This window comes from Levilactobacillus yiduensis (assembly GCF_024718525.1).
GTDB lineage: Bacteria > Bacillota > Bacilli > Lactobacillales > Lactobacillaceae > Levilactobacillus > Levilactobacillus yiduensis.
Genome location: NZ_JAMXAZ010000033.1, coordinates 1 through 23929, shown reverse-complemented (window position 1 = coordinate 23929; position 23929 = coordinate 1). Strand labels below are relative to the sequence as shown.

The 23929-nt window shown below is 40.1% G+C and carries 21 protein-coding genes and 3 pseudogenes; 14 read left to right on the top strand and 10 right to left on the bottom strand.

Annotation, left to right across the window (positions count from 1 at the left end):
- Positions 1 to 64 precede the first annotated feature (64 nt).
- The 3 genes and pseudogenes from NGM66_RS13090 to NGM66_RS13080 all read left to right on the top strand — a co-directional run.
- Positions 65 to 439 (top strand): annotated as a pseudogene (locus tag NGM66_RS13090) (replication initiator protein A); the annotation flags it as partial.
- Positions 440 to 687: 248 nt separating this feature from the next.
- Complete coding sequence (locus NGM66_RS13085; protein ID WP_204122209.1) at positions 688 to 969, top strand: type II toxin-antitoxin system RelB/DinJ family antitoxin; 282 nt, start codon at positions 688 to 690, stop codon at positions 967 to 969.
- Positions 953 to 1465, top strand: a complete 513-nt coding sequence (locus NGM66_RS13080; protein ID WP_258115791.1) for a hypothetical protein — start codon at positions 953 to 955, stop codon at positions 1463 to 1465. The genes NGM66_RS13085 and NGM66_RS13080 overlap by 17 nt, the downstream gene beginning before the upstream one ends.
- Here NGM66_RS13080 and NGM66_RS13075 read toward each other — a convergent pair.
- Together NGM66_RS13075 and NGM66_RS13070 are read right to left on the bottom strand one after the other, a co-directional pair.
- Entirely contained in the window at positions 1455 to 1733 is a 279-nt protein-coding gene (locus tag NGM66_RS13075) for a hypothetical protein (protein ID WP_258115789.1), read from the bottom strand. The two genes, NGM66_RS13080 and NGM66_RS13075, sit on opposite strands and share 11 nt — an antisense overlap.
- Before the next feature lie 21 nt (positions 1734 to 1754).
- The gene (locus NGM66_RS13070; RefSeq protein WP_080952786.1) at positions 1755 to 1982 is read right to left on the bottom strand and encodes a hypothetical protein; all 228 of its coding nucleotides are present in this window, start codon (positions 1980 to 1982) and stop codon (positions 1755 to 1757) included.
- Positions 1983 to 2235: 253 nt separating this feature from the next.
- On the opposite strand from NGM66_RS13070, the gene mobQ reads away from it, so the two are divergent.
- From mobQ to NGM66_RS13050, 4 genes are all read left to right on the top strand, one after another.
- Positions 2236 to 4299: a MobQ family relaxase gene (gene mobQ, locus NGM66_RS13065; protein WP_258115790.1), complete on the top strand. Its 2064-nt coding sequence runs from the start codon at positions 2236 to 2238 to the stop codon at positions 4297 to 4299.
- Positions 4300 to 4395: 96 nt separating this feature from the next.
- Positions 4396 to 6531: a type IA DNA topoisomerase gene (locus NGM66_RS13060; protein WP_258115788.1), complete on the top strand. Its 2136-nt coding sequence runs from the start codon at positions 4396 to 4398 to the stop codon at positions 6529 to 6531.
- Between the two features lie 121 nt (positions 6532 to 6652).
- Positions 6653 to 6868, top strand: coding sequence for a hypothetical protein (locus tag NGM66_RS13055; protein WP_039106706.1), 216 nt, complete (start codon positions 6653 to 6655; stop codon positions 6866 to 6868).
- 3 nt (positions 6869 to 6871) lie between these two features.
- Entirely contained in the window at positions 6872 to 7996 is a 1125-nt protein-coding gene (locus NGM66_RS13050) for an ArdC-like ssDNA-binding domain-containing protein (protein WP_258115787.1), read from the top strand.
- A 155-nt stretch (positions 7997 to 8151) separates the two neighbouring features.
- Here NGM66_RS13050 and NGM66_RS14355 read toward each other — a convergent pair whose 3' ends face one another.
- From NGM66_RS14355 to NGM66_RS13030, 4 genes are all read right to left on the bottom strand, one after another.
- Positions 8152 to 8214, bottom strand: a complete 63-nt coding sequence (locus tag NGM66_RS14355; protein ID WP_230083882.1) for a putative holin-like toxin — start codon at positions 8212 to 8214, stop codon at positions 8152 to 8154.
- Between the two features lie 213 nt (positions 8215 to 8427).
- A complete protein-coding gene (locus NGM66_RS13040; RefSeq protein WP_258115785.1) occupies positions 8428 to 9684 on the bottom strand; it encodes a restriction endonuclease subunit S in 1257 nt (418 codons plus the stop codon).
- The gene (locus NGM66_RS13035) at positions 9674 to 11296 is read right to left on the bottom strand and encodes a type I restriction-modification system subunit M (RefSeq protein ID WP_258115784.1); all 1623 of its coding nucleotides are present in this window, start codon (positions 11294 to 11296) and stop codon (positions 9674 to 9676) included. Before NGM66_RS13035 ends, NGM66_RS13040 begins: the two co-directional genes overlap by 11 nt.
- Positions 11297 to 11309: 13 nt before the next feature.
- Complete coding sequence (locus tag NGM66_RS13030) at positions 11310 to 14477, bottom strand: type I restriction endonuclease subunit R (protein WP_258115783.1); 3168 nt, start codon at positions 14475 to 14477, stop codon at positions 11310 to 11312.
- 609 nt (positions 14478 to 15086) lie between these two features.
- Between NGM66_RS13030 and NGM66_RS13025 the strand changes: the two genes are divergently transcribed.
- The 3 genes from NGM66_RS13025 (at position 15087) to NGM66_RS13015 (ending at position 17903) form a co-directional block, all read left to right on the top strand.
- Positions 15087 to 15668 carry a hypothetical protein gene (locus NGM66_RS13025; protein WP_204122204.1) on the top strand — a complete coding sequence of 194 codons (582 nt, stop codon included), beginning with the start codon at positions 15087 to 15089 and terminating at the stop codon, positions 15666 to 15668.
- Between the two features lie 10 nt (positions 15669 to 15678).
- The gene (locus tag NGM66_RS13020; RefSeq protein ID WP_258115782.1) at positions 15679 to 15837 is read left to right on the top strand and encodes a hypothetical protein; all 159 of its coding nucleotides are present in this window, start codon (positions 15679 to 15681) and stop codon (positions 15835 to 15837) included.
- 98 nt (positions 15838 to 15935) lie between these two features.
- Positions 15936 to 17903 (top strand): DUF262 domain-containing protein, encoded by a 1968-nt coding sequence (locus NGM66_RS13015; protein WP_135368991.1) that lies wholly within the window; start codon positions 15936 to 15938, stop codon positions 17901 to 17903.
- Between the two features lie 535 nt (positions 17904 to 18438).
- Here the strand turns inward: NGM66_RS13015 and NGM66_RS13010 are convergent.
- The 3 genes and pseudogenes from NGM66_RS13010 to NGM66_RS13000 all read right to left on the bottom strand — a co-directional run.
- The gene (locus NGM66_RS13010; RefSeq protein ID WP_258115781.1) at positions 18439 to 18579 is read right to left on the bottom strand and encodes a hypothetical protein; all 141 of its coding nucleotides are present in this window, start codon (positions 18577 to 18579) and stop codon (positions 18439 to 18441) included.
- 11 nt (positions 18580 to 18590) lie between these two features.
- Positions 18591 to 18842 carry a GlsB/YeaQ/YmgE family stress response membrane protein gene (locus tag NGM66_RS13005; protein ID WP_003680323.1) on the bottom strand — a complete coding sequence of 84 codons (252 nt, stop codon included), beginning with the start codon at positions 18840 to 18842 and terminating at the stop codon, positions 18591 to 18593.
- A 14-nt stretch (positions 18843 to 18856) separates the two neighbouring features.
- Positions 18857 to 19165, bottom strand: a pseudogene (locus NGM66_RS13000) (Asp23/Gls24 family envelope stress response protein); the annotation flags it as partial.
- 190 nt (positions 19166 to 19355) lie between these two features.
- Between NGM66_RS13000 and NGM66_RS12995 the strand changes: the two are divergent.
- The 4 genes and pseudogenes from NGM66_RS12995 to NGM66_RS12980 all read left to right on the top strand — a co-directional run bounded on the left by NGM66_RS12995 (position 19356) and on the right by NGM66_RS12980 (position 23433).
- The gene (locus tag NGM66_RS12995) at positions 19356 to 19943 is read left to right on the top strand and encodes a recombinase family protein (RefSeq protein ID WP_258115780.1); all 588 of its coding nucleotides are present in this window, start codon (positions 19356 to 19358) and stop codon (positions 19941 to 19943) included.
- Positions 19944 to 20081: 138 nt separating this feature from the next.
- Positions 20082 to 21410, top strand: a complete 1329-nt coding sequence (locus NGM66_RS12990) for a glycoside-pentoside-hexuronide (GPH):cation symporter (protein ID WP_057707484.1) — start codon at positions 20082 to 20084, stop codon at positions 21408 to 21410.
- 139 nt (positions 21411 to 21549) lie between these two features.
- Positions 21550 to 21984: pseudogene (locus NGM66_RS12985) on the top strand (IS6 family transposase); the annotation flags it as partial.
- Positions 21985 to 22068: 84 nt separating this feature from the next.
- On the top strand, positions 22069 to 23433 hold the full coding sequence (locus NGM66_RS12980) for an NAD(P)/FAD-dependent oxidoreductase (RefSeq protein WP_042749386.1): 1365 nt from the start codon (positions 22069 to 22071) through the stop codon (positions 23431 to 23433).
- Positions 23434 to 23663: 230 nt separating this feature from the next.
- On the opposite strand, the gene NGM66_RS12975 is transcribed toward NGM66_RS12980, so the two are convergent.
- The coding region (locus NGM66_RS12975) for a transposase (protein WP_258115779.1) at positions 23664 to 23929 on the bottom strand (266 nt) is incomplete at its 5' end.

Sequence of the window (23929 nt, the reverse complement as noted above, 5' to 3'; positions counted from 1 at the left end):
CTGGGATAATTTTTCATAGCTTAAACTCGCTTTTTACATAGAAGTATATCAAAAATCATAGATCTTGGACAGCTTCTTAGAACCCGAAGCCGTGCAATTACTTAGTTTTTGGTGCCGTACCCCACAACAAATGCGGCGCTTCATTGGCATTATCTTAAATGCTAAGTACCGAGTTGAGAAGGATCATAAAGATATTGGCGTCATAATCCCACCGGACGACGAAGAACTTAAATTTTTAATGACTAAAGCCTTGAGACGTTACTTTAACGCCCTAAGAAGCAATGAGAAGGACATCAAGAACGTGGAAAACTACCTGTACGGCACCATGCAAAATCTATTTGGTGTTTGGTGGAATAAACAAGCGGCTAGAGAATACGCGGCCAAACACCCCGAAGAAGAAAAGCCGGCCGACAACGACAACAGTGGGTTGTACTACTAGTCCTAGAAGGCTGCAAAATCCTTTCTAAACGGTTTTGAGACTTACTCACCCCTTTATGCTTAAGCTATATTTAACTGGCTTAAACAGAAGAAAAGGGGCTTTTAAATAAGTGTCAGAGCTAACTAGTTCAAAAGTTCAGCCTTTAGATCAATGCCAACCTCAAGTGGTCTGAGGCCAGGGTTTTATCCGTTGATCATATACTCAAAAGGTAGTATAATGGTAGTAGCAAAAAAGGAGATGAGACAATCATGGCAGTTAAGGAAAAGAAACGGGTCCAAGTCAAGATTGATAAAGATTTGGCCGATGATACCGAAGCAGTTTTAAGCGAATTGGGCTTAAATCCAACCACGGCCATTAACATGTTTTACAAGCGGATTGTTGCTAATGGTGCTTTACCTTTTAATGCGTCTTTAAGCGAAGAAGAAAGAGCTAATTTACGCTTTTTAAAGGCGACCGAAGGGACACCAGTCACCGAGTTCAAAGACGCTAAAGAGGTCGCTGATTGGCTCAACGATCCAGGCGAGGACTAATGACTTAGTCAGCCTATACGTTAGTTTTGTAGAAACTAACGGTGGCAAGTCTCGGCCAGTTTTAATTCGTCGGGTATCAGAACAGAAGGTCGAGGCTTTTAAAATTACTAGTCAGTATGAAAAGAAGTCGGCTTATATCAAGCAACAATATTATCTGATTCAAGATTGGCAATCCGCTGGGTTGAAGAAACCTTCCTGGGTCGATCTTGGTAATATTTATCGCTTTCCCAAAGCCGGTTTAAACTTTAAAGAAATCGGTCATTTAAGTAAGCTAGATCAAAATAAAATTTCAGATTTTACGCTTGACCTAAAATCAAAAAGAAGAGGTAAGGGTCAAAAGATAATTCAACAGCGATCAAGTAAAAGGAAGCACAAAGAAAGTAAAGCAGAGCTTACACAAAGAATTCAAAAACAGTTAAAAGACTTTGCTAAACACAATCCAGAAATTAAGCCAAAAAACAATCGTGAAAATAAAAACGATCGGCCTAGTTATTAGGTTGATCGTTTTTTAATTTATCCGGTTTATGGGCGTTAACATAGTCAGCGAATGTTTTTAAAAGTTCTTCGGTTTGTTCGACCGAGAGGTTATTAGTTTGAAAGTACTTTTCTAATAAAGCCCCTTTTTGAATTAATCGGCAAGAACGGGCTTTTCGTGCTTGTCGATTTTCATAATACTTAGATTGGCGTAACTTAAAATCTTCCCGCTCAATTTTTTGTTTTAAACGCGCTTGTTGTTCAATTAGTTTTTCATATTGATTAGGCATGGAATTCCCCATCTCCTATGACTAATGATCTACGGACTTTTCCTTTAAAAACTCGGATACTTTTTTGGATAAGGACTTGATATTGTCATTAGATAAATTAGCATAATCTAAATTGGCTTGACTGATGATTTGTTTACCTAGCCGTTGTTCAATCTTATTTTTTTCGTCCTTAATTTTTTGATTAAGGGCTTTTAATTTAGCTTCTTGTTTTTCTAAGTTACTTTGAGACATAACGATCCCTCCAATCATATTAGAAATAATCACCGAAACTATATCATATAGGAAACGTTAAGTCAAAGTATAAAATTTGAAATAGCGAAGCGGAAGGCATACACTAAAAGTAAATTCAGGAGAATCAGCAGACCGAGTAAAACGAGGTCAATGCGCACTTACACCCCACTAAATACTTGTTGGGTAAATCGTGCCAAAATCCTGTATTAGAAGTCGCCGATGGCGACAACAAGGTCAAAACCCATAGAATCAAAGGAAGACGGTGACTGACATGGCAATATTCCACATGAGTTTTAGTAATATTAGTGCTGGGAAAGGACGAAGTGCGATTGCCAGTGCCGCTTATCGAAGTGGTGAAAAGCTATTTGATGATCAAGAAGGTCGCCACTATTTCTATGCTCGGTCAGTCATACCAGAGAGTTTTATTTTAACTCCTAAAAATGCACCAGCATGGGCCAGTGATCGAGAAAAATTATGGAACGAAGTAGAAAGAAAAGATCGGCGAGCAAATTCTCGGTATGCGAAAGAGTTTAACGTGGCTTTGCCAGTTGAACTAAGCGAAGATGAACAGAAAGAATTATTGACAAAATACGTGCAAGAAAATTTTGTTGATCAAGGCATGGTAGCTGATGTAGCGATTCATCGCGACCACCAAGATAATCCGCACGCACATGTGATGTTAACTAACCGACCATTTAACCCAGACGGAACATGGGGAATCAAGAGTAAAAAGCAATATATTTTAGATGAGAATGGCAATAAAATGTATACCGGAACTAGCAAGTACCCTAAGAGTAGAAAGATACTGATGGTCGATTGGGATAAGAAAGAAAAAATAATTGAATGGCGTCATAATTGGGCAGTTAGTGTCAATAAGGTTTTAGAGCAAAAAAATATTCCCGATCGGATCAGTGAAAAATCATTTACTGAGCAGGGAATAGATGATACACCAACCCAACACGAGGGAATTAATAGTAAGCGGTATGAAAGAAAAGAATTTAACCAACAAGTAAAGAACTATCGCAAAGCCAAAGCCAGTTATAAAAACAACCAAGAAAAAGCAATCAATAGAGGTCACTTAGATAGCCTAAGTGAACACTTCTCGTTTAATGAAAAACGGGTGGTCAATGAGTTAAGCCATGAACTGAAAACTTATATCAGTTTGGAGAGTTTAGATGATAAACGGCGCATGCTATTTAATTGGAAAAATAGCACCTTAATTAAACATGCAGTTGGTGAAGATGTGACTAAACAATTATTGACAATTAACCAACAAGAAAGCTCATTAAAAAAGGCAGATGAACTCTTAAACAAAGTGGTCGATCGTACCACGAAAAAACTTTATCCAGAGCTTAATTTTGAACAGACCACGCAAGCTGAAAGACGAGAATTAATTAAGGAAACCGAAAGCGAGCAAACAGTTTTCAAAGGCAGTGAATTAAACGAACGTTTAATGAATATTCGTGATGATTTATTGACCCAGCAATTATTGACCTTTACCAAGCGGCCATACGTTGGTTTTAAGTTATTAATGCAACAAGAAAAAGAGGCCAAAATTGATCTGAAATATACGCTAATGATCCACTCTGATAGCTTAGAAAGCCTAGAACACGTCGATAAAGGACTACTAGAAAAGTATTCACCAGCAGAACAGCAAACGATTACGAGAGCAGTCAAAGACCTACGGACAATCATAGCAGTTAAGCAAGTCATTCAAACGCAATACCATGAAGTATTGAAAAGAGCCTTTCCTAATGGTGATTTAGATGATCTTTCACTAGTTAGACAAGAACAGGCCTATACAGCCGTGATGTACTATGATCCAACTTTAAAGCCATTAAAAGTCGAAACAATGGCACAATGGCAAGAAAACCCACCGAGGGTTTTCAGTACCCAAGAACATCAATTAGGGTTAGCTTATTTATCGGGACAGCTTAGCTTAGATCAGTTAGAGAATCATCACTTACAACGGGTTTTAAAGCATGACGGCACTAAACAACTCTTTTTGGGTGAATGTAAAGTCGATCCAACGATTAAGAACAGTCAGATTGAGAAAATCCAAAAACAGTTAAAAGAGCAACAAGCTAAGGACGATCAATATCGAAAATCCCAGCTGGCACATTATCAACCGTTAAATTATAAGCCAGTTAGTCCAAACTACTACTTAAAGACGGCCTTTAGTGACGCGATCATGACTGTTCTATATGCTCGTGATGAAGATTACCAACGACAAAGACAGGCGCAAGGTTTAAAAGAGACTGAGTGGGAAATGGCGAAAAAGCAACGGCAACACCAAACTCGAAATCGGCATGAAGATGGGGGCATGCACTTGTAATCGGAATAAAAAATGCACCGTTAAACCTGGTTAAAAGCGGCTGAACAAGGCAAAACAGAATTAGATCAAAAATTGAATCATAAGGAGTGAACGAACATGACCACTGTTATCTTAGCTGAAAAACCCAGTCAAGCCCGTTCATACGTCCAAGCCTTTCAAAAGAGCACAAAAAAACAGGGTTACTATACGGTTAGTGACCCTGTTTTGCCCGATAATACGCTTGTCACGTATGGTCTCGGACATTTAGTTGAACTAGCCACACCGGATAAATATGATCAGAAATACCAGCAATGGGCCTTATCTAATTTACCGATTTTCCCCGATAAATACAAGTTTGAAGTGTCAGCTAGTAAAAAAGCCCAATTCAAGGTCGTTAAAGACCTGTTAACGAAAGCCGATACCATTATTGTGGCCACCGATAGTGGTCGAGAAGGGTCAAATATCGCGTGGTCGATCATGAACCAAGCGCATATTGATGTTAAGTCGAAAACGATTAAGTGCCTTTGGTTGAATAGCCTAGAAAAAGACGCGATTATTACCGGCTTTAAAAATCTTGGTGATTGGCACAAAGACTATTTGGCTTATAAAGAAGCCCAAACCCGTCAAATTAGTGACTGGTTAATTGGTATGAATGGCAGTCCTTTATATACTTTGTTGTTAAGACAAAAAGGGGTGCGCGGGGTGTACTCAATTGGTCGCGTGCAGACGCCAACCTTGTATATGGTTTATCGAAGAGACCAGGCAATCAAAAACTTTAAGCCGGAACCCTATTTTGAACTAAATGCGGAAATTTTAGCCAATCAGCAAAAATTCGCCGCGAAATTAGACCCCTATCAGCGGTTTAAAGACGAAGTAGGGCTAATGACATTCATGCAAGCTAAACACGTTCAGAAAGGCTCACAGGACGGTTTAATCAAGAACGTCCAAAAACAAGGTAAAAAGCGTGCTAGTCCCCAACTATTCTCGCTATCCAGTCTGCAAAGTGCGATGAATAAACGGTATCATGCCAGTGCCAGCCAAACCTTAGCGGCCATTCAGAGTTTATATGAAGCCAAGTTGCTGAGTTATCCCCGAACGGATTGTGCTTATATCACTGATGAAGAATTTGAGTATTTAGTGGCTAATCTGACGAAGTATCTGGGGTTAGTCTCTAAGCAAGTCGCTTTAACCAATACCACCCCGAATAAACGTTACGTCAATGGGAAAAAGGTTGAAGAACACTACGCTATTATCATGACTAAAGTTGTGCCGACGAAAAATCAATTAGCGGCCTTACCTAAATTACAGCAACAGGTCTATGACTTGGTTTTAAGAACGACGTTAGCGATGTTTGCTGATCCGTATGAGTACGAGGAAACCACCATTATCACCCAAGTTGGTGGCGCCAATTTTAAAGCAACGGGTAAGGTCCCAACGAAGCAAGGTTGGCAAGCATTATTTGATGATCACACAGCCGACCAGCAAGCAGCAGCAACTTTACCGCTCGTTCACCAAGGCGATCAAGTCCAAGCAAATCTGCAAACGCCGCAAAAAGAAACGACCCCGCCGGTACCATTTACCGAAGGTACCCTGATTACGGCCATGAAGACGGCCGGTAAAACGCTTGATGATGAAGCAGCCCAGGCGATTCTCAAAGACGTGCAAGGCATTGGGACAAGTGCGACCCGGGCAAATGTACTGGAAATATTAAAAAAACGCGGCTATCTCGTCACTGAAAAAAATAAGCTGCACGTCAGTGAAGCCGGGATAACATTATGTAAAGCGGTCGAACTCGAACCCTTGCTAACTAGCCCAGAAATGACGGCTAAATGGGAGCAAGCGTTACAGCAAATCAGTACCGAAGAACGCACTCCGGATAATTTTTTGAGCCAAATCAAGAAGTTTGTGGCGAAGTTAATCGCTGATGTTCCCACACAATTAACCGGCAATGCAGCCATTAAGCAACAAATCAATCACCAACAGCAAGCACAAAAGTCCGACGAGGTCTTCTTAGAAACACCGCAAGCGACCGTTTTAAATAAACAGAAGTTTTACATTGTAAAGCCTAAGCAAGGCGAAAGCTTTACCCTGCCCAAGAAATGGAGCAGTAAGACCCTCGGTAAGACCGCAATTAAAGCGTTGGTCACCAAGGGGAAAACGAGCAAATTAAAGGGTTTCAAGAGTAAAAAAGGAAAGTCGTTTGACGCCAAGTTAAAGCTTGACGGCCATAAATTAAGTTTTGATTTTGATTAGAACCTGCCTACCGCCCTGCACTACGTTCCGGTTGGTGAACCCGTCATTTAGGTTCACTTTTATAAAGCCAAAAGTAAACCTAAACAACGGGTGAGATTAGCAAAGCAAAGGAGATCATAAAATGGATAATAAATTAGAAGTCATTGGGAGTGAATTACCAGTTTTGCAGGCTAAAGGAACCTACAAGTATCTAAAAGAAATCACTGGTAACGGAGCCTATTATCAAGTGGCTTGGCAAAAATTGTCTGACGGTTACGTTGCCCTTTATGGCACGACCTCAATTCAAACAAAAGTGGCTCCCATACTGAATGATATTTTTGAAGATGAGGAGGGGTAACTTATGCCAAATAAAGCAGATGTTAAGGCTTGGAAAGCACAATTAGTCGCCCAGGCTGAACAGCAAATCCTAAAATTAACTGATAGTGACCAATTTAAAAAGTATCTCAATACCCTGGCTAAATTTCATCGTTATAGCGCCAGAAACATTGATTTAATTTATGCGCAAAATCCTCAAGCCACTCAAGTCGCCGGTTTTAAGCAATGGCAGAAGGCTTTTAACCCCACCGTCAACCGGGGCGCAAAAGCGATTCGGATTGCAGCTCCGATCATTAAGAAGCTAACACCAGTCGAGCAGAAGCATCTTGATACCACCGATGAGCGCGCCATTGTCGGTTATCGCTATCTACCCGTCTTTGATGTGGCACAAACTAGCGGTGAACCAGTGTTAAGTGCTAAAGACTTTGTCAAAGAAAATTTGGCTGATCATCAGAATGTGACAAGCTTATATAACGCGTTCAAAGATTATTTAAACCAGCAAACCGACCTTAAAGTCAGTGAAGTGCCTTTAGCGACGCTAAATGGGGTTAAGGGGTATTTTCAACCCAGCACTAATGAAATCGTCATTGGTGGCGATGAGCCCGACAATGCTTTGAAACTAAAGACGTTATACCACGAATATGCGCATAGCCAGCTACACGGCTTAAAATCAGCCTTTAAAGATCGGCCACGAGCCTATCAGGAAACCCAAGCCGAAGCGGTTGCGTATGTTGCCATGCAAAATATTGGCGTTGATACCAGCAACTACTCACTCGGTTACGTGGCCACCTGGGCTAAAGATAAAGCCGTGATCCATAGCGCTTTAAGTGAAATCCAGCAAGTTAGTAACAAAGTGATTGAGCTTAGCGACGGGTTAACCAAACAATTAGGCTTGCAAGAAGCACAAGAAGGACCTGAGCACGATTTAAAAAAGCTAGCAGCCCAGTCACTGAATAAGTCCTATCAAAGCTTGCAACAACAAGTTCAGCAAGCAAGGAACCCACAACAAAAATCAGAACTAAAAAATAAACTAAATGATATACACCATGAAATCAGTAATCGAACACAAAAACAGCTACAAGCATTTGCTGAACAGCATCCAGAAATCAAACAACCAGATTCTGAACCTGATCAAAGCCTAAAACGTTAGCCAGTTTTTAAGGGACATGCTATAATGTAATAGAAAAAGGAAGTCTTGCGCTAACAAGACTTCCCGCGCAAGCCGCTTCAAAGGCGGTGGCATTAGTTAAAAAATGATAGTTGAGTCACCCTGTAACCTAGCCAAAGTTACGCAGGGCGGCTTTTTTATTTGTTCCTTTTGTCGATGTATGTTAGCAACGCTAAAATAAACATTGCAAACAGCAACATCAACGAGAGTGTCTGGAAGACGCTCATTGACTGTGAAACCTTCCTGAAGATTCTTCCATGTTCCCATGGGCCTCACCTCGCAAGGGAAAAGACAGCCACCGCCCTTAAAACTTCCTGCGTAATCCATTATACAGGTGAATTAAGTGTTGACCAAGCACAATAAAAATTAAGTCATGGGGTTTCATAGGATTCTAAATTTGATCAAATTTAGAATCAGCAAAACATCTTTTGTAGATACCCTTTTTTTAGTTCCTGGAGTTTTTCAAGCTTACGCTGATGAAGAGCGATAGTGTCATCTAACTGTTTGAAGAAAGAGCCTATTTTTTGTTGTTCTTCAATCTTAGGTAGTTCTAGATTTAGATTAGAAACTGCAGGATAGTTAACATATATTTGCGTTCCCCCCTGAACAATTCGTTTAACTTTTTCTCTAAAAGGACCATTAAGTATGGTATATGCAAAATTAGAATCAAAGTTTTCTTTCGGTGAAATAATTTCAGTTCGTTGATTGATAACATATTCGTTATCTTTTTCTACCAGTAAAGTTCTTCCAATAATTGTTCCATTAGCAGTTTTATCATTTAGCACCATGGTGAGCTCTCCAGAATTAACAACTCGTCCATCTGTAATTTCATTTGATATTGCGCGAATATTTTGATCAACGTATTGGCTATTTAATCCATAGCTACCAATTGAAATAACTTTGTATACACCATCTTTGTCAAAATACTTTTCAATAGCTGTTCCGCCTCTGTGATTAGCTACGTCAGATAACTTACGCTCTTCCCAATCGTCAGCAAACCCCGCAAATCGCAATTCAGGAACTTTTGCGCCATTTTTTGGAAACATTTTTTGCAAGTAGCCTTTTTTCTGTTCCTTGAGCAAATCTAACTTACGCTGGTTGACTGCGATCAGGTTGTCAACGGATTCGATGAGTTTAACAATCATTTCTTGTTCTGGTCGAGAAGGAATCATGAAGGTGAATTTTGAAAGATTCGACCAGCTAATTCCAAACACCTTTAATCCAGTTCCCATTTGGTAGCCGAAGTGTTTAAAAGAGTCGGTGTGGAGAAGATAGTAAAGATACAGGGAGCTCGCAGAGCTGGGGCGCAGAGTAATAGTATGAAGCCCTGCCACCAGGTGCGTGGGTAAACCAACAACAACAGCTGGTTCAGCGATTCCCTGATAGTCTTCAGAAGCGTCAGCAACTACTAAGTCATTAACTCTGAGTTCATCGTAATTCGCTGGTTCAATATTTGGCAACTTGGTGTGCTCTGTAACAATATCAGCAACTCCAGTATGGATATCACCATAATGGATATAACGGTATCCAGTTTCATGATCACGTTCCACATCGCGTGACAATGAGTATGATTTGGCTTTGGTTGTAGTTTGGCCTAAAGTACGCTTTTCCCAAGGATCAGTGAAACCTTTAAATCTTAATTGCGGATATTTAGCTTGGTTATCTTTCATTGTGGGCCTCCGGTTTTGACTGGTCATTTTCCTGGGTGGCCACTAACTGGCTAGCTAATTCATTAAAGGCTTGTTCATTCTGACTGATTTCCTCGTCCAGTTGCTTTAGATCAGCTTTGACCTGGTTCAGATCAATCTCGGGTTCCGGTTCAAATGTATCAACGTAGCGCGGAATATTTAAGTTGTAGTCATTCTCCTTGATTTCCGCCGGTGAGGCCACATGAGCATATTTATCGACATCTTGCCGGTTTTGATAAGTGGTCACAATTTTTTGAATATTGGCTGCCGTTAGCTTATTTTGATTCTTGTCCTTCTCAAATTCCCGTGACGCATCAATAAACAAGACGTTATCAGTGGTTTTATGTTTCTTTAAAATCATGATCAACGTTGGAATACTGGTGGAATGAAAAATATTAGCGGGTAGCCCAATAATGGCATCAATCCGGTTATCTAACAGAAGCTTTTGGCGAATTTTGCCTTCCTTAGCCCCCCGAAATAGCACGCCATGGGGTAAGACAATGCCCATAGTTCCGTGCTCTTGTAAATGATAAAATCCGTGTAGCAGAAAGGCAAAGTCGGCTTTAGATTTAGGCGGTAAGACGCCATAGTCGCGGAAGCGGGGATCAGACAAACGTTTGTCACTGTTATCCCAGTGCGCCGAGTAGGGCGGGTTCATAACGACCGCATCAAATAAGTAAGGTTCGTCAACCGGCCAATCTTTACTTAACGTGTCGCCATTGCGTAAATGCATATCGTCATACGAGACCCCATGTAACATTAAATTCATTCGGGCCAGGTTATAGGTCGTGGTGTTCAATTCTTGGCCGTGATAACTCACTAAATTGGGGTCTTGCACGTGCTGTCCGACATTTAATAGCAGTGAACCAGAACCAACTGCTGGATCATAAATAGTTCGAACTTGTTTGTCACCTGCATTGCGCTGATAAGTCACAATCTGGGCAATAATGTCGGACACCTGCCGTGGGGTATAAAATTCACCCGCCTTCTTACCGGAATCACTGGCAAATTGCGCGATTAAGTATTCATAGGCGTCACCTAGGACGTCGCCTTGATGATGGATAAGATCAATCGCATTTAAAGCTAACATAGTATCACTAATAGTTTGGTTCCGTTGTTGTAAAGAACTGCCTAATTTATTACTACTTAAATCCACATCGGCAAACAAGCCCGAAAAGTCTTGCGCTGAAGACAGATTTTGCGTCGACTGTTCCAGATCATGAAGTGCCTGGGATAAATCATCTAACGCAAAAGTATGGGCTTGAATCTTGCCAATCAGGGTGGTGTACAACGCTTGTGGTTGAATTAAATAGCCGAGCGTGTTTTGCAAATACTCAACTAAACTGGGCTGCACTGAGACGCCTTCCAACTCAAACTGCGGATCCATATACTGAGCATATTTCCGGGTGACATTTTCGGTTTCGCCTGCCCAATCACTAAAGGTCGTTAAGGTTTTCTCAGATAGAAACCGATAAAAAATTAACCCCAATAAATAATTTTTATATTCAGAAGCGTCCATTTTCCCGCGTAAGACATCGGCCGCATTCCATAGGGCGCTTTCAAGTTGACTAGCTTGCATTGTTTTTTCTGACATTGTTTAACCTCACTTATTTTTGTAGATAAATTGCTAAATCGTGTTCAATAAACTGCCGCCAAGCGGCCTGGGACTTAATCCGGTATAGTGGCAAAATAGCTGGAATCTTCGGCCCAGTGGCAGTTTGAGCTTGTAAGGCCGCTGCTAAATTCGCTGACTGCGTTAATTCTTGTTCATGATGCCATTCATCGGTACCCACGGTGTGTTCACGCGCCACCCGCAATAGGGCTGTTTGATCTAAGCCCCACGTGTGGGCGAATACCGACGTTTTTTTGACCAATTGTCTCTGGGCATAATCAGCCACCAACTCCCGAGCATTCAACGCTACTGGCGCTTTATTTTGGTCACTCTGTTGCTGAGACTGTTGCATTTGTTGTTCAATATAGGGCATGGCTTCACGAATTAACTGAGCCTGTTGCGGTTGCGTTTCCGCTAATTTATTCAAACTAGCCTGTACTTTGGCACTATTTTGCAGGTAATCGGTCATATGGGCTTGGGCTTGATCAGGTGTCGTGTACTGTTGCTGTTCATCAATCCAATCTTGAATTAATTGCGTCAAATAATCATAATCCACCAAGACGACTGAACCAACGGCTAGGGAAAAGTCTAAGGCGGCTAATTCTTCGGGGACTTTCTCAGGCTCTTGGTTAGTAACCGCCGCTTTAATCCGCAGATATTTACCCGTATAGGATTCTACTTCGGGCTGAGCGATACCAAAAGCTTTTTCACTATTTTTCCAAGTGAAATCGTTGTACATCGATAAGGAATTCAATTGCTGATTCACTTGGCGAAAGGCTTTCACAAACTGTACCTTGGCAGTGGTTCCTTTCAGGTCATCGGCCGCCGTCGGCGTTTGAGCAATGGCTTTTAAATCGACCACAGCCTTTTGAAATTTTAAGACAGCCTGCTGATAAGTGGGACGAATGATGACATTAAACGAGCCTTCGCCACTATATAACTTATAAGCTTCACGTTCATTCGCTTCCATGATTGCCGGCACCCGAAAGGTCACAATTTGGCCTTCTTGTTTTAATTCCCGGTTTTGGAGCCGGTTGGTGCGTGAGTAGGCTTGAATAAGTTCTTGATAAGCTAAGGTGCGGTCAACAAAGAGCGTGTTTAGCCGAGGGGCATCAAAACCTGTTAATAACCGTCGCACCACAATCACTAAATTAATTTCCTGATCGGGTTGCAAATGAGCAAAGACCGCCTCACGCCGGGCAGCCCGTTTTGCGACATCTTCGTTATAGAGATTCAAATCGGCTAAATCAAAATTAGTGTGATACTGCTGATTATAATCTTTTAAAATGGTGGCCATTTGGTCATGTTTTTGCGCACTCTGATCTTCGTTTTCACTTAATGAATAAGTAATTGCAATTCGGGGCCAATCAGGATCTAGCTGATTGTGAGTAGTCTTTTTAGCGGCTTTAAAGGCTTGATAATAGCGTTGCGCCATTTCAATGGAACTGGTGGTCAAAATAGCATTATAGTTGCCATGACCCAAACTCGTTTTACGCGGGCCTTTTTGTAAAATATATTGAACAACTTGATTAATATGCTCATCGGTCTCAAAGTCAGCCGGAGTTAAATACGTTTCTTCCAGGTCCTTCACTGACATCGCTTGAATCTTGGCTTGAATTTTTGCCTCATCAGCCGTACTCAGCAGGCGGCCTTGCTTATCACGACGCGCTTTGACGCGCTGAGTTTCTTTTTCGAGGGCCCGGGTTATCAACGTGTCTTTCCCAATCGTCGTTACGTGTTCCACGTTAAACGGTAACACGGCTTGGTCCTCTAAGGCGTCTCGTAAGTTATAAACGTGACAGACTTTACCAAATAGCTCCTCAGTCGTAACCGCTAGATCACCCTTGAGCTGTTTTTTATTTTCATTAAAGATGGGGGTGCCGGTGTAACCATACCAATTACTATTGACAAACGCGTCCCGAATTTCCTTTTGCATCTTACCAAACTGCGACCGGTGGGCTTCATCAACAAAGAAGATCACCCGTTGCTTTAAAGTTTTACTAAAGCGGGATTGCTTACCGGTTGCCAGCTGGGCTTGCGTTTTTTTGACCGCCCGATGAAGTTTTTGAATCGAGGTGACCAAGACCTTACCGTCATTTTGTTGCAATTTACGCATTAAATCACCGGTATTTTGGGCTTCGTTAATGGCAATATCATCATTGGCGGCATAGGCACTAAAGTTGCTAGTTGTCTGTTCGTCTAAATCCCGCCGGTCAACTAAGAAGATGACCTTATCGACACCAGGATCTTGCGCCGCTAATTTAGCGGTTTTATATGAGGTGAGTGTTTTACCAGAACCCGTGGTATGCCAAACAAAGCCATCTTGATGGTCATGAATCCGGTGCATCACGGCTTCAATCGCATAAATCTGATAAGGCCGTAAGAGAATTAAGCTCTGACGTTCTTGGTCGATGACCGTATATTCACTGACCATTTTGTGGGCCATGGGAATATTAAGGACTTGGCGCGTAAACGCTAAGCCGTTTTCCACGGGGTGATTATCCCGCGTTCGCCAATTGAACAAAAAGGCTTTATTGAAATGATCCGGTTCGGCATTCGCAAAATACGCCGTACTATCCGGCGTCATAATCACAAACATTTGCAACAGCGAGTAAATCCCCGTATATTTACCTTCCTGCGCGTATTTGTCAATTTGATTAAAAGCCTGGTTAAGTTCGACCGTGGCTTTTTTTAGTTCCAATTGAATTAAGGGTAACCCATTAATCAATAGGGTTACGTCAAAACGGCGATCAGGATCGACATCTTGAGTACCAGCTAACCGTGGTCGCACTGCTTGTCGGACCACTTCATAACTAGATTTACCGCCAGCAACGTCCGCTTTCCAAAACAACTCGAGCGTCACCGTGCCCAGCTTAGCATCATCACGTTCAACTTCAACTTTGCCAATGCCATTTTCGGCGGCTAGTAACTTAGCTGCTTCGTAAGGTGTCCGGACCTCAATCGCCCGTTTAACCTGATTAAATTCGGTATCAGTTAAAGGGTGTCCCTGCAATTTAGCATAGTTATTGTTATTTAATTTATCACGAAAATTAGCCCATAATTGATCCGGGGTCGCACCATATAGGTCTTTGCGTTCCACCCATTGATTGCTTCCAGTCGTTAAGGTTTTAACAACTTCTTTTTCAAACGACAGTTCCAACATAAAAACAGTCCTTCCCCCGCTTTTAAATTACTCACTAGTTTATTATACGCGAACAGATTAGCGTTTAGGCTTCATAATTTTACAATCTACAATATCAGAAAAATTTAGGCTACTTTTCCCAAAAAGTAAGGTATTAAAGGTATCTTAGATCAATCTCAAAAGTACAGCTATTGAACGAGTCGTCGCGTGTTACGGACAATAAAATGGATTATTGGATTTCTTTGAAAAGTAAAGCAGTTAATCTATAGAAATATAGGCTCTCTCAGGACGCTTGAGATAATTCAGTATACTTCTTCTTAAAACTAATGGTAAATTACTAAATGGGATTGAAATCATGCATCAACCACATAAAAAAGCCAAAGAGAATCGATTCTCTTTGGCTTTTATTTAGTACAATTATTAATCTAACCATCAGCACAATGGGGTGTTTAACAAGCAATACAAGATGTTGCATAAACTATTTTTTAATTTACGCCAGCTCCCTATAAAACTATAAAGGAAACTAGCTAGTTACGTAAATACATGGTTTCTTTTTTATCGCCAATACTTTTGCGATCATATGAACATCGATAAATGAAATCGATAAATATATTTCCATGGGAGTTTTTTATGAGAAAATCTGTTCGGCTAATTACATTGACATTAACAGCTATGACTTTAGGTGGTGTTGCTGTTCCCTCTATATCTGCTTTTGCAGATGCAGAAGGAATTTCATCTGTTACAAAGATTGATTATCAAAGTATGAACTCAGATCAATTAGGTAATCTTATTGATACATATGACATGGATAATTTAACGACAAATCAAGAAAATGTAGTTAGTATCTATTCAGCTAAACTTCAGGACGAATTAAAAGCTGAGGTATCGCAAAGTGCACCTGCAACTATAACAACACCTCGCTTTCAGTCTAGAGCAGCATTAGGATTAATGGCACGGTTAGCTGCTAAATATGGAAAAGTGTATGTTTCTAAGACATTACCTAAGATTGTGTACAAGAAAGTCGCAAAATTAATCGGTAAAAAAGTTAGCCAAGCTAAGTTTTTGCATATCTGGAATAATACTATCGGTGTGGCAACTGGAGCAGCTTTGGAGAGTGCAATTGCCAAAGGATTAAAAGCATGTGGTGTTCCTAAGGGGATTGCTAACACAGCAGCAACAATTATTGCCACAGCCGTTGGTATCTTAGTGTAAAATGGGATACATGGAAAAAATTATTGAGTTTTTATGTTTAATTTTGGTAGTTGGGCTGCTTTTGTTTTTAATATTTAGATTTATGACAGATTTCAAGGCAACATTATTATTGGTTCTTGCTATATCAGTCGGTATTTTTGTCAAAACACATTTCTTTGGTAAATGGTAGATTGCAAGAAATAACTTGAACGAATTTAATGACGTAAATTAAGCAAGAAGGTACGCTGCCAGAAATAGTACAACGCGAATTTGGGGAGGAAGAATAGTATGAAAGCTGATAGCATACACTTATTTGATTTCCTGGGGAATGGTAAAACAATTTTTGAAATTCCTGTTTTCCAGCGAAATTATGAGTGGGATAGAGAACAATGTAAACAATTATTTAAAGACCTAACCGTTGCGGCGCAAACTAATACTGATCATTTTATTGGTGCAATTGTTTATGTTACCGAAACCGGTAATAAGATGAGTCATATATATCGCATTATTGATGGTCAGCAGCGCATAACAAGCTTAACTTTACTATTAAAAGCATTGTCGGTTGCTGATGAACACGACCAAGCGGAAATTGAGGAAGAGTATTTAACTAATAAATATCTGGATGATAATAATCATCTTAAACTAAAACCGGTTGAACATGACTATGAAGCATTTTATTCAGTAATGAATAGGTTAGATTTTGATAAGCCTTCAAAAGTTATCGATAATTATCGCCTTTTTCAAAAACTGATTAAAAGCAGTGACATCGATAGTTCTAAACTGTATGAAGCGATGAACCATTTTAATATGGTTTACATTGAGTTAAGTAGCGATCCAAATGAAGAAAATCCACAAGTTATTTTTGAGAGTTTAAATTCGACGGGAGTTTCGTTATCACCTTCTGATCTAGTTCGAAACTTCCTATTAATGAGACTTGATTCACAGCAACAAACGAAATTATATAAAAATTATTGGGTTAAAATTGAGCGTATGTTTGCTACTAAAACATTTGCTGAATTTATTCGGCATTATTTGGTTGTCAAAACACATACGTCAGTTAAAAAAAATGGTGTATATAGTAGCTATAAGGACTACTTCATTTCAAATGGGTTAAGTTCCGAACAAGCTCTCGCTGACCTCTTTAAATTTGCTAGTTACTACGATCAAATTTTGAATCACAAATCTGCTGATGATCGGTTTAATAAGATATTAGAGCATATCAATGTGATGGATAGTAAGGTTGTATTTCCTTATCTAATGCTATTAATGGATTTAGTAGATACAGCAAAAATTAATCAAGAAGAAGCCATTCAGTTAGCACATATTTTGGAAGGTTATCTTTTCCGATTAAAGGCATGTCAAATGCCAACAAATGGTTTAAATAAAATTGTCGTAGGCCTATGTGATTTATCTAAAGAGGGTGGTAACCTACGCCTCAGGTTACTTCGGTTGCTAAAGGCAAACTTTCCAGACAATCGAAAGTTATTGGAAAGTTTGATGGAAGTGGACCTTTATCATCAAAGAAATCATTTAGCAAAATTATCATTGGTGATCCTTGAAGAACATAGGACTCGAGAAACAATTAATTTTGATGATGCACAGGTTGAGCATATCATGCCACAACGATTGAACGCAGAATGGCGACTTCAGGTTGCTAATGCTGATAAGGTTAAAGAACAGTATGGTGGTACGCTTGGTAACCTGACTTTAACTAAATATAATCAGGAGATGAGTAATAAGCCTTATAGTGAGAAAAAAGAATTTTATAAGGACTCAAATGTTTCTCTTACTCGAGAAGTTTCTGAAACGTATAATCAATGGGGAAAAGAAGCAATTATCGACCGCACTAAAGAGTTAACAGATGAGTTAATCCAAATCTTTCCGATGCCAAACATCAAAGAAGTTAATGAAGAAGAAATTACTGGTGAGTACACAATTGATCAAACAGTTGATGTGACGGGTAAAGCCGCTGTTCAAATAACAATTAATGAAAACGAATATCCAGTAAAAACATGGAAACAAATGTTGAAAATATTCCTCAATGATCTTTGGAATAGGGATAGTCTTAATTATGATCGGATTAAAGAAAACAATCAGATAAGTCGAATGCTCTTTAGGCCTCACAACGCACCGGCCACGCTTGAAAATGGTACCGTAATCGAAACAAATTTCTCCGCTTCGGTTATTCTAGCCATTATTGCCAAGATTTCTGAGATTTGTGATATTACAGACCAAGTCTCATATACGGTGAAATAATGTATGTGAGTACCTTGCGAATAATAGATTCGCGTGAAGTTGAAAAGTATTAACTCAATTAGATGATCAGTTATCAAATAGGCGTTTCATAATTTGCTATGCTATGGGTAATCACTGATGGTAAAATATGAATGTAAATAAAAAAGCGAGCCGCTTTAAAGGCAGTGGCTTAGTTACTTTTTATCTAATAAAAGATTGTCCGCAACCGGCCAAAGTAAAGTGCTCCATAATTGTTAGACAAGAAATCTAACAGTTATGGAGCACTTTACATTAAGTTGCCGATGAAAAAGAATTTTTATATTATTTAGGTAGATGGTAGATTGCAAATTTGTCCAAAAATTCGGATTAAATTTGCAATCTACCATAAATAAAAGCAAGCACCTATGTAAAAAAGTGCCTGCTTTGATTAATTATCAAAAACATTCCAATCTATATTTATAAAGGGTTATCTTCCCAATTTAAATATTGATTAACTGATCTTCAATTGCTCAATTATTTACGTTCTAAGAAGCCTAATACAGATAAATTTGGCTAATTATCCATGTAATTTTTGTTGCAATGTATCACCAATGCCATCTACTTTCTTAGCAGCCAAGACGGTGCCACCGATGAGGACACCACCTATAATGAGCGTAGAAGCGATCATAAACTTAAATACATTTTTCAAGACGTCCATAAAATTCCCCCTTACTTTTTACTGGTTCGACCAACAACTAATGAAACAATCAGAACTAAAATAATTGCCCCAATGATCGATGGTATCAATGCCATGCCAGCTAACGAAGGGCCCCAAGTACCAAGGAGCCCTTGGCCAATCCACGCACCGATTAAACCAGCTACGATGTTTGCAATCCAGCCCATAGCAGCACCACGGTTAGTGATTGCGCCAGCAATGGCACCAATGATTGCCCCGACGATTAATGACCAAATAAGTCCCATATTTACTCACTCCCTTAGTTAACACGACTAGATTTATTGTCAGACGTTACTTTATCAACGCTGTCACCTAATGTTTCCTTCGATTTCTTTGCGCCCTTACTGACGGCTTCCTTCGTTTTGTCTGTGGCATCGCTCACGCGATCTTGCAGAGAAGTCGAATCTTTTTCATGTTGCTCCTTTGTCTTGACATCAACAACATTCACATTTACCTCAATTACTTCTAATTCGGTCATATTCTTTACTTCCCGAACGATAACATTTTTGATCTTGTCATACAGTTTAGAAATATCAATGCCGTATTCAGCAACAATGTCGAGATCCACCACCTTTACCATAATTATAGCAGGACAGTTGTGATGATGGAATTATATGCTCTTATAAGGAACCAATTAAGATTTTTGTTTGACTAAACCAATCTAGCCAATAGGGTATACCCTAGTGGCCTTTTTTATTTCTGTGCTATACTAGGAATTACAAGTGTTCATTAGAACTGTCCAAAAGGAGAACTGGAAAATGGCTAAAATTGGTTATGCGCGTGTGAGTTCCAAGGAGCAACATTTAGATCGACAGTTAGCGGCTTTAAAAGACGTTGATAAATTATTTACGGATAAATTAAGTGGAGCTAACATTAATCGGCCAGAACTGCAAAAAATGCTGGCCTATATTCGTGAGGGTGATATTGTAATGGTCACTAAATTAGATCGCTTAGGCAGAAACAACTATGATTTGACTAAGATCATGAACTCCATTCAAAGTAAGGGTGCTACCCTAGATGTGTTGAATTTACCGTCCATGACAGGGATTGCTGACCCAAATTTACGTCAACTGATGACCAACTTGATTATTGAACTCTATAAGTATCAGGCCGAGAGTGAACGTAAGCGAATTATTGAGCGCCAGCAGCAAGGGATTGCCTTAGCTAAGCAGCAGGGTAAATATCATGGGCGCAAACCCCAATACACCCAAGACGATCCCCGCTTGCAACATGCTTTTAAACTTTATCAGGCAGGCATGAGTGATGTAGATGTTGCCCGTAATACAGGGATTAAACGGACGACCTTTATTCGATACCGTGTGAAATACGGTATTAAAAGAAAATAGGGCCCCCTTTTGGTTAGCACATGTTAACTGAAAGGGTCCCTATTTTCTTTACTTAAAAGTTGTCTCAGGAATCAGCTTACATCCAAATTTTAGAGTATGATAAAGTTGATTAACAATTTCGATAAAGGCGATGATGGGATGAAAAGCACGACGAAATGGGTAACACGGTGGCCCGAACGAATTAGTTACGGCTTAAGTGACGCCGCCGATAATTTAGTCTTTCAAATGATGACGACCTATTTGCTATTCTTTTACACGGATGTTTATGGACTGACACCAAGCGCGGTGGCCATTTTATTTGTCGTGGCGCGGGTAGCTGACGTTGTTGAAAGTTTTGTCATCGGGATCATGATTGATCACACACATTCACAGTTTGGCAAGAGCCGACCGTTCTTCCTCTGGTATTCGTTACCTTACGTTATTTTTGCGGTTCTCACCTTTGTGACGCCTAACTTTTCGTATAATGGTAAATTAATCTGGGCATATGTGACGTATTTAGGCCTTGGATTTCTGTATACGGCTGTTAATCTGCCAATCACGTCAATCTTACCAACGATGTCGCAGAATACTCGTGAGTTGACGTTGTTGGGTGTCATTCGTCAATTCTTTGGCAGTTCGGTTCAAATTGTGGTGGCGGTATTCACATTACCCTTGGTTGCGTTCTTCGGCCACGGTAATCAGCAAAAAGGGTTCTTGGGCACAATCATCGTGTTTAGCCTGATTTCATTTCTTTTGATTATCAACACGTTTGTCCATGTTCGCGAACGGTTCGCGAATCCTGAAATTGCCCATCAACCGTTAACAACTGTCCTAAAAATGTTGAAACATAATCAGCCATGGATCGTTATGTCAATCGTGATTATCATGTACTGGCTGGTGACGGCAATTAAGAATCAGACAACCATTTACTATTTTAAATATACGGTGGGAAACGAAAACCTGGTACCACTAGCTAACAGTTTTACCCTGGCAGCGTTAATCGGGGTATTGCTGATCATTCGAATTACCGAGGTTCGCAGTAAGAAGCAAACGATGCTTCGCGGTATTTTAATAGCGCTGGTTGGTCAAGCCGTGATTGCGATTGGGGTTTATACCAAAATACTGTGGTTCTTGTTTGGCGGTGTCTTGATTAACTCGATTGGCAATGGGATCATTATCGGCCTCGTCTCAATCATGATTGCTGACACAATCCGTTATGGTGCCAGCATGGGGATCCAAGCCGAGGGAGTTCTGGCTTCAACGGATGACTTTGGCGTTAACGTCGGCCTTGGTGTTGGCGGCTTGATTACAGCTGGTTTGTTTCACTTTTCGGGTTACGTTGCCAATCGAACCCAGAATGCCGCAACTCTCACCATGATTGATTTGAATTATGTTTGGATTCCGTTGGTTATTTATGTGGGGATGTATTTTGTATTGCGGCTTTATGATGAGGGGCGGATTGAACGAGCAATAGAAGCAAGAAAATAAGTCCGAATTATATTCTAAATAATAGTTTTTGATTTGCTAACTAACACCGGTGCGGTGTGATATTATTGGTTCTGGTGCAAATTTTCCTCGCTGACTTGATTTTAGTATACTGGGTGCCAAGAAACGAGGGATTGCGCGCATGAATCACTTTAAGGGACGCCACTTTCAAAAGGACATCATCTTAGTAGCCGTTGGCTACTATTTCAGATTCAGTCTCAGCTATCGTGACATCGTTGAATTGCTTCGGGATCGGGGTATCACTGTTCATCACACCACGGTCATGCGTTGGGTTCATCACTATGGCCCCATCTTTAAGGCTCTATGGCGTCGGCATCAAACAGCTCACGCTAAAAGTTGGCGAATCGATGAGACCTATATTCGAGTTAAAGGCCGTTGGGCCTATTTGTATCGCGCTATTGACAGTAACGGTTTGACCATGGATTTTGAGTTACGAAAACACCGCGATTATACCGCATCCTATCACTTTTTGAAGCGTCTCTTGACGACCAATGGTCGGCCTGATCGATTAGTCACTGATCAATATCGGGCAACACTGAAAGCAGTGAAGCAAATTTATTGAGCAAAATATGATAGACATTAAGTAATAAGTGTTACCCTTGAAAATGTAATGAAGAAACTATTGTGTTAGGAGGATTTTATGGATAAACGTAAAATTGTAATTGTTGGTGCTTCACATGGTGGTCATGAATCAGCAATTGAGCTGTTGGATAAATATAATGATGTAGATGTAACTGTTTATGAAGCTGGCGACTTTATTTCATTTATGTCCTGTGGTATGCAATTATACTTAGAAAATAAAGTTACGGCTGAAGATGACGTCAGAAACTTTGCTCCTGAAGATGTTGAAAAGAAGGGCGGTCATGTTTATGCCAACCATGAAGTAACCGCGATTCATCCTGAACATAAGACAGTAACAGTTAAGGATTTAACCAATAATTCTGAAGAAGAAGTTCAATATGATAAGTTAATTCTTTCATCAGGTGTAACGCCAAAGGTTTTACCAGTACCTGGCAATGATCTTAAGAATATCTATTTAATGCGTGGACGTGATTGGGCTTCTAAGTTAATGAGTGCTGTTAACAATCCAGCAATTAAGAATGTTGCTATTGTTGGTGCTGGTTATATTGGTACTGAAGCTAGTGAAGTATTTGCTAAAGCTGGCAAGCATGTAACTTTAATGGACATGATTGATCGTCCATTAGGAACTTACTTGAACCCTGAATTGCTTGATGTTTTGGAACCTACCTTTAAGAAGAATATGGACTTGAAGATGGGCGTTAAAATTGAAGGCTTCAACGGTAATGAAAAAGTTGAAAGCGTCAAGACCGATCAAGGCGATATACCAGCTGACTTGGTTGTTGTTTCAGCAGGGGTAACTCCTAATACTGATTGGATAAAGGGCACAGTTGATTTAGATCAAAGAGGCTGGATTAAGACTGATCCATACTTGAGAACGAATGTTAAAGACGTTTACGCTATTGGAGATGCAATTTTGCCACTTTCTATTCCAGCAGGTAAGCCAATGCCAATTGCTTTAGCTACTACTGCTAGAAGAGAAGCACAATATGTGGTTGATCATATCTTTGAAGATAAGCCAGATCGCGCTTTCAAGGGTGTTATCGGTGCTTCAGCTCTTAGCGTCTTTGACTATCACTTCGCTACTGCGGGATTAAATAAGTTTTCAGCTGCTAAGAATAAGCTTGATTATCAAACTAGCTTCTATGAAGATCATATGCGTCCAGCTTATGTCCCAGAAGCAGATAATCCTAAGGTATATGTCAGCTTAACCTTTAATCCATATACTCACCAAATCTTAGGCGGTGCTGTCCTTTCTAAGTATGATATTACTGCTCAAGGCAATGTTTTAGCTTTGGCAATTAGTCATAAGATGCGCTTGGAAGACTTGGCTGAACAAGACTTCTTCTTCCAACCAGGATTTGACCGTCAATGGAGTTTGCTTAACCTAGCTGCTCAACATGCATTAGGTATGGCAAGATTCTAATTTAATCGTTAATAAAAATAAATTATAAAGATAAAAACTAGTCATGTTTTTAACGGCTCTTTGTCAAATGGTGTTGAAGGATAGTTTCTATCCTTTGGAGATCTCCTCGTGTGGGAGATCTTTTTTGTTTTTTTATTAGTTGCGGCGTTTAATCTGGTGTGTCGTCTGAATATCGTACTTGAAGGCATAACAAATAAGCCTACCATCGTGACGTTATTGTGGTAGATAATCTAGGCAATCAGCTGGTAGACGCGTGTGAACATATTGGCCTGATTGGAGAAGCCATAACAAGCACGTTTGAGCTCCTTGATCTTACGGTTGATGCCTTCTATCGGTCCGTTAGAGTAGGACGATTTGGCGGCATTAATTACTCCATTAAGATTCTTTCGTAGGGTATGCATGGCCGTATCTAGGGGCGTGTGTAAAAGGCACCCGTAAAATGTAGGAAAACGGCAGGTTAGAACTGTTGGTTTTCCTACATTTTTTGTATCATGAA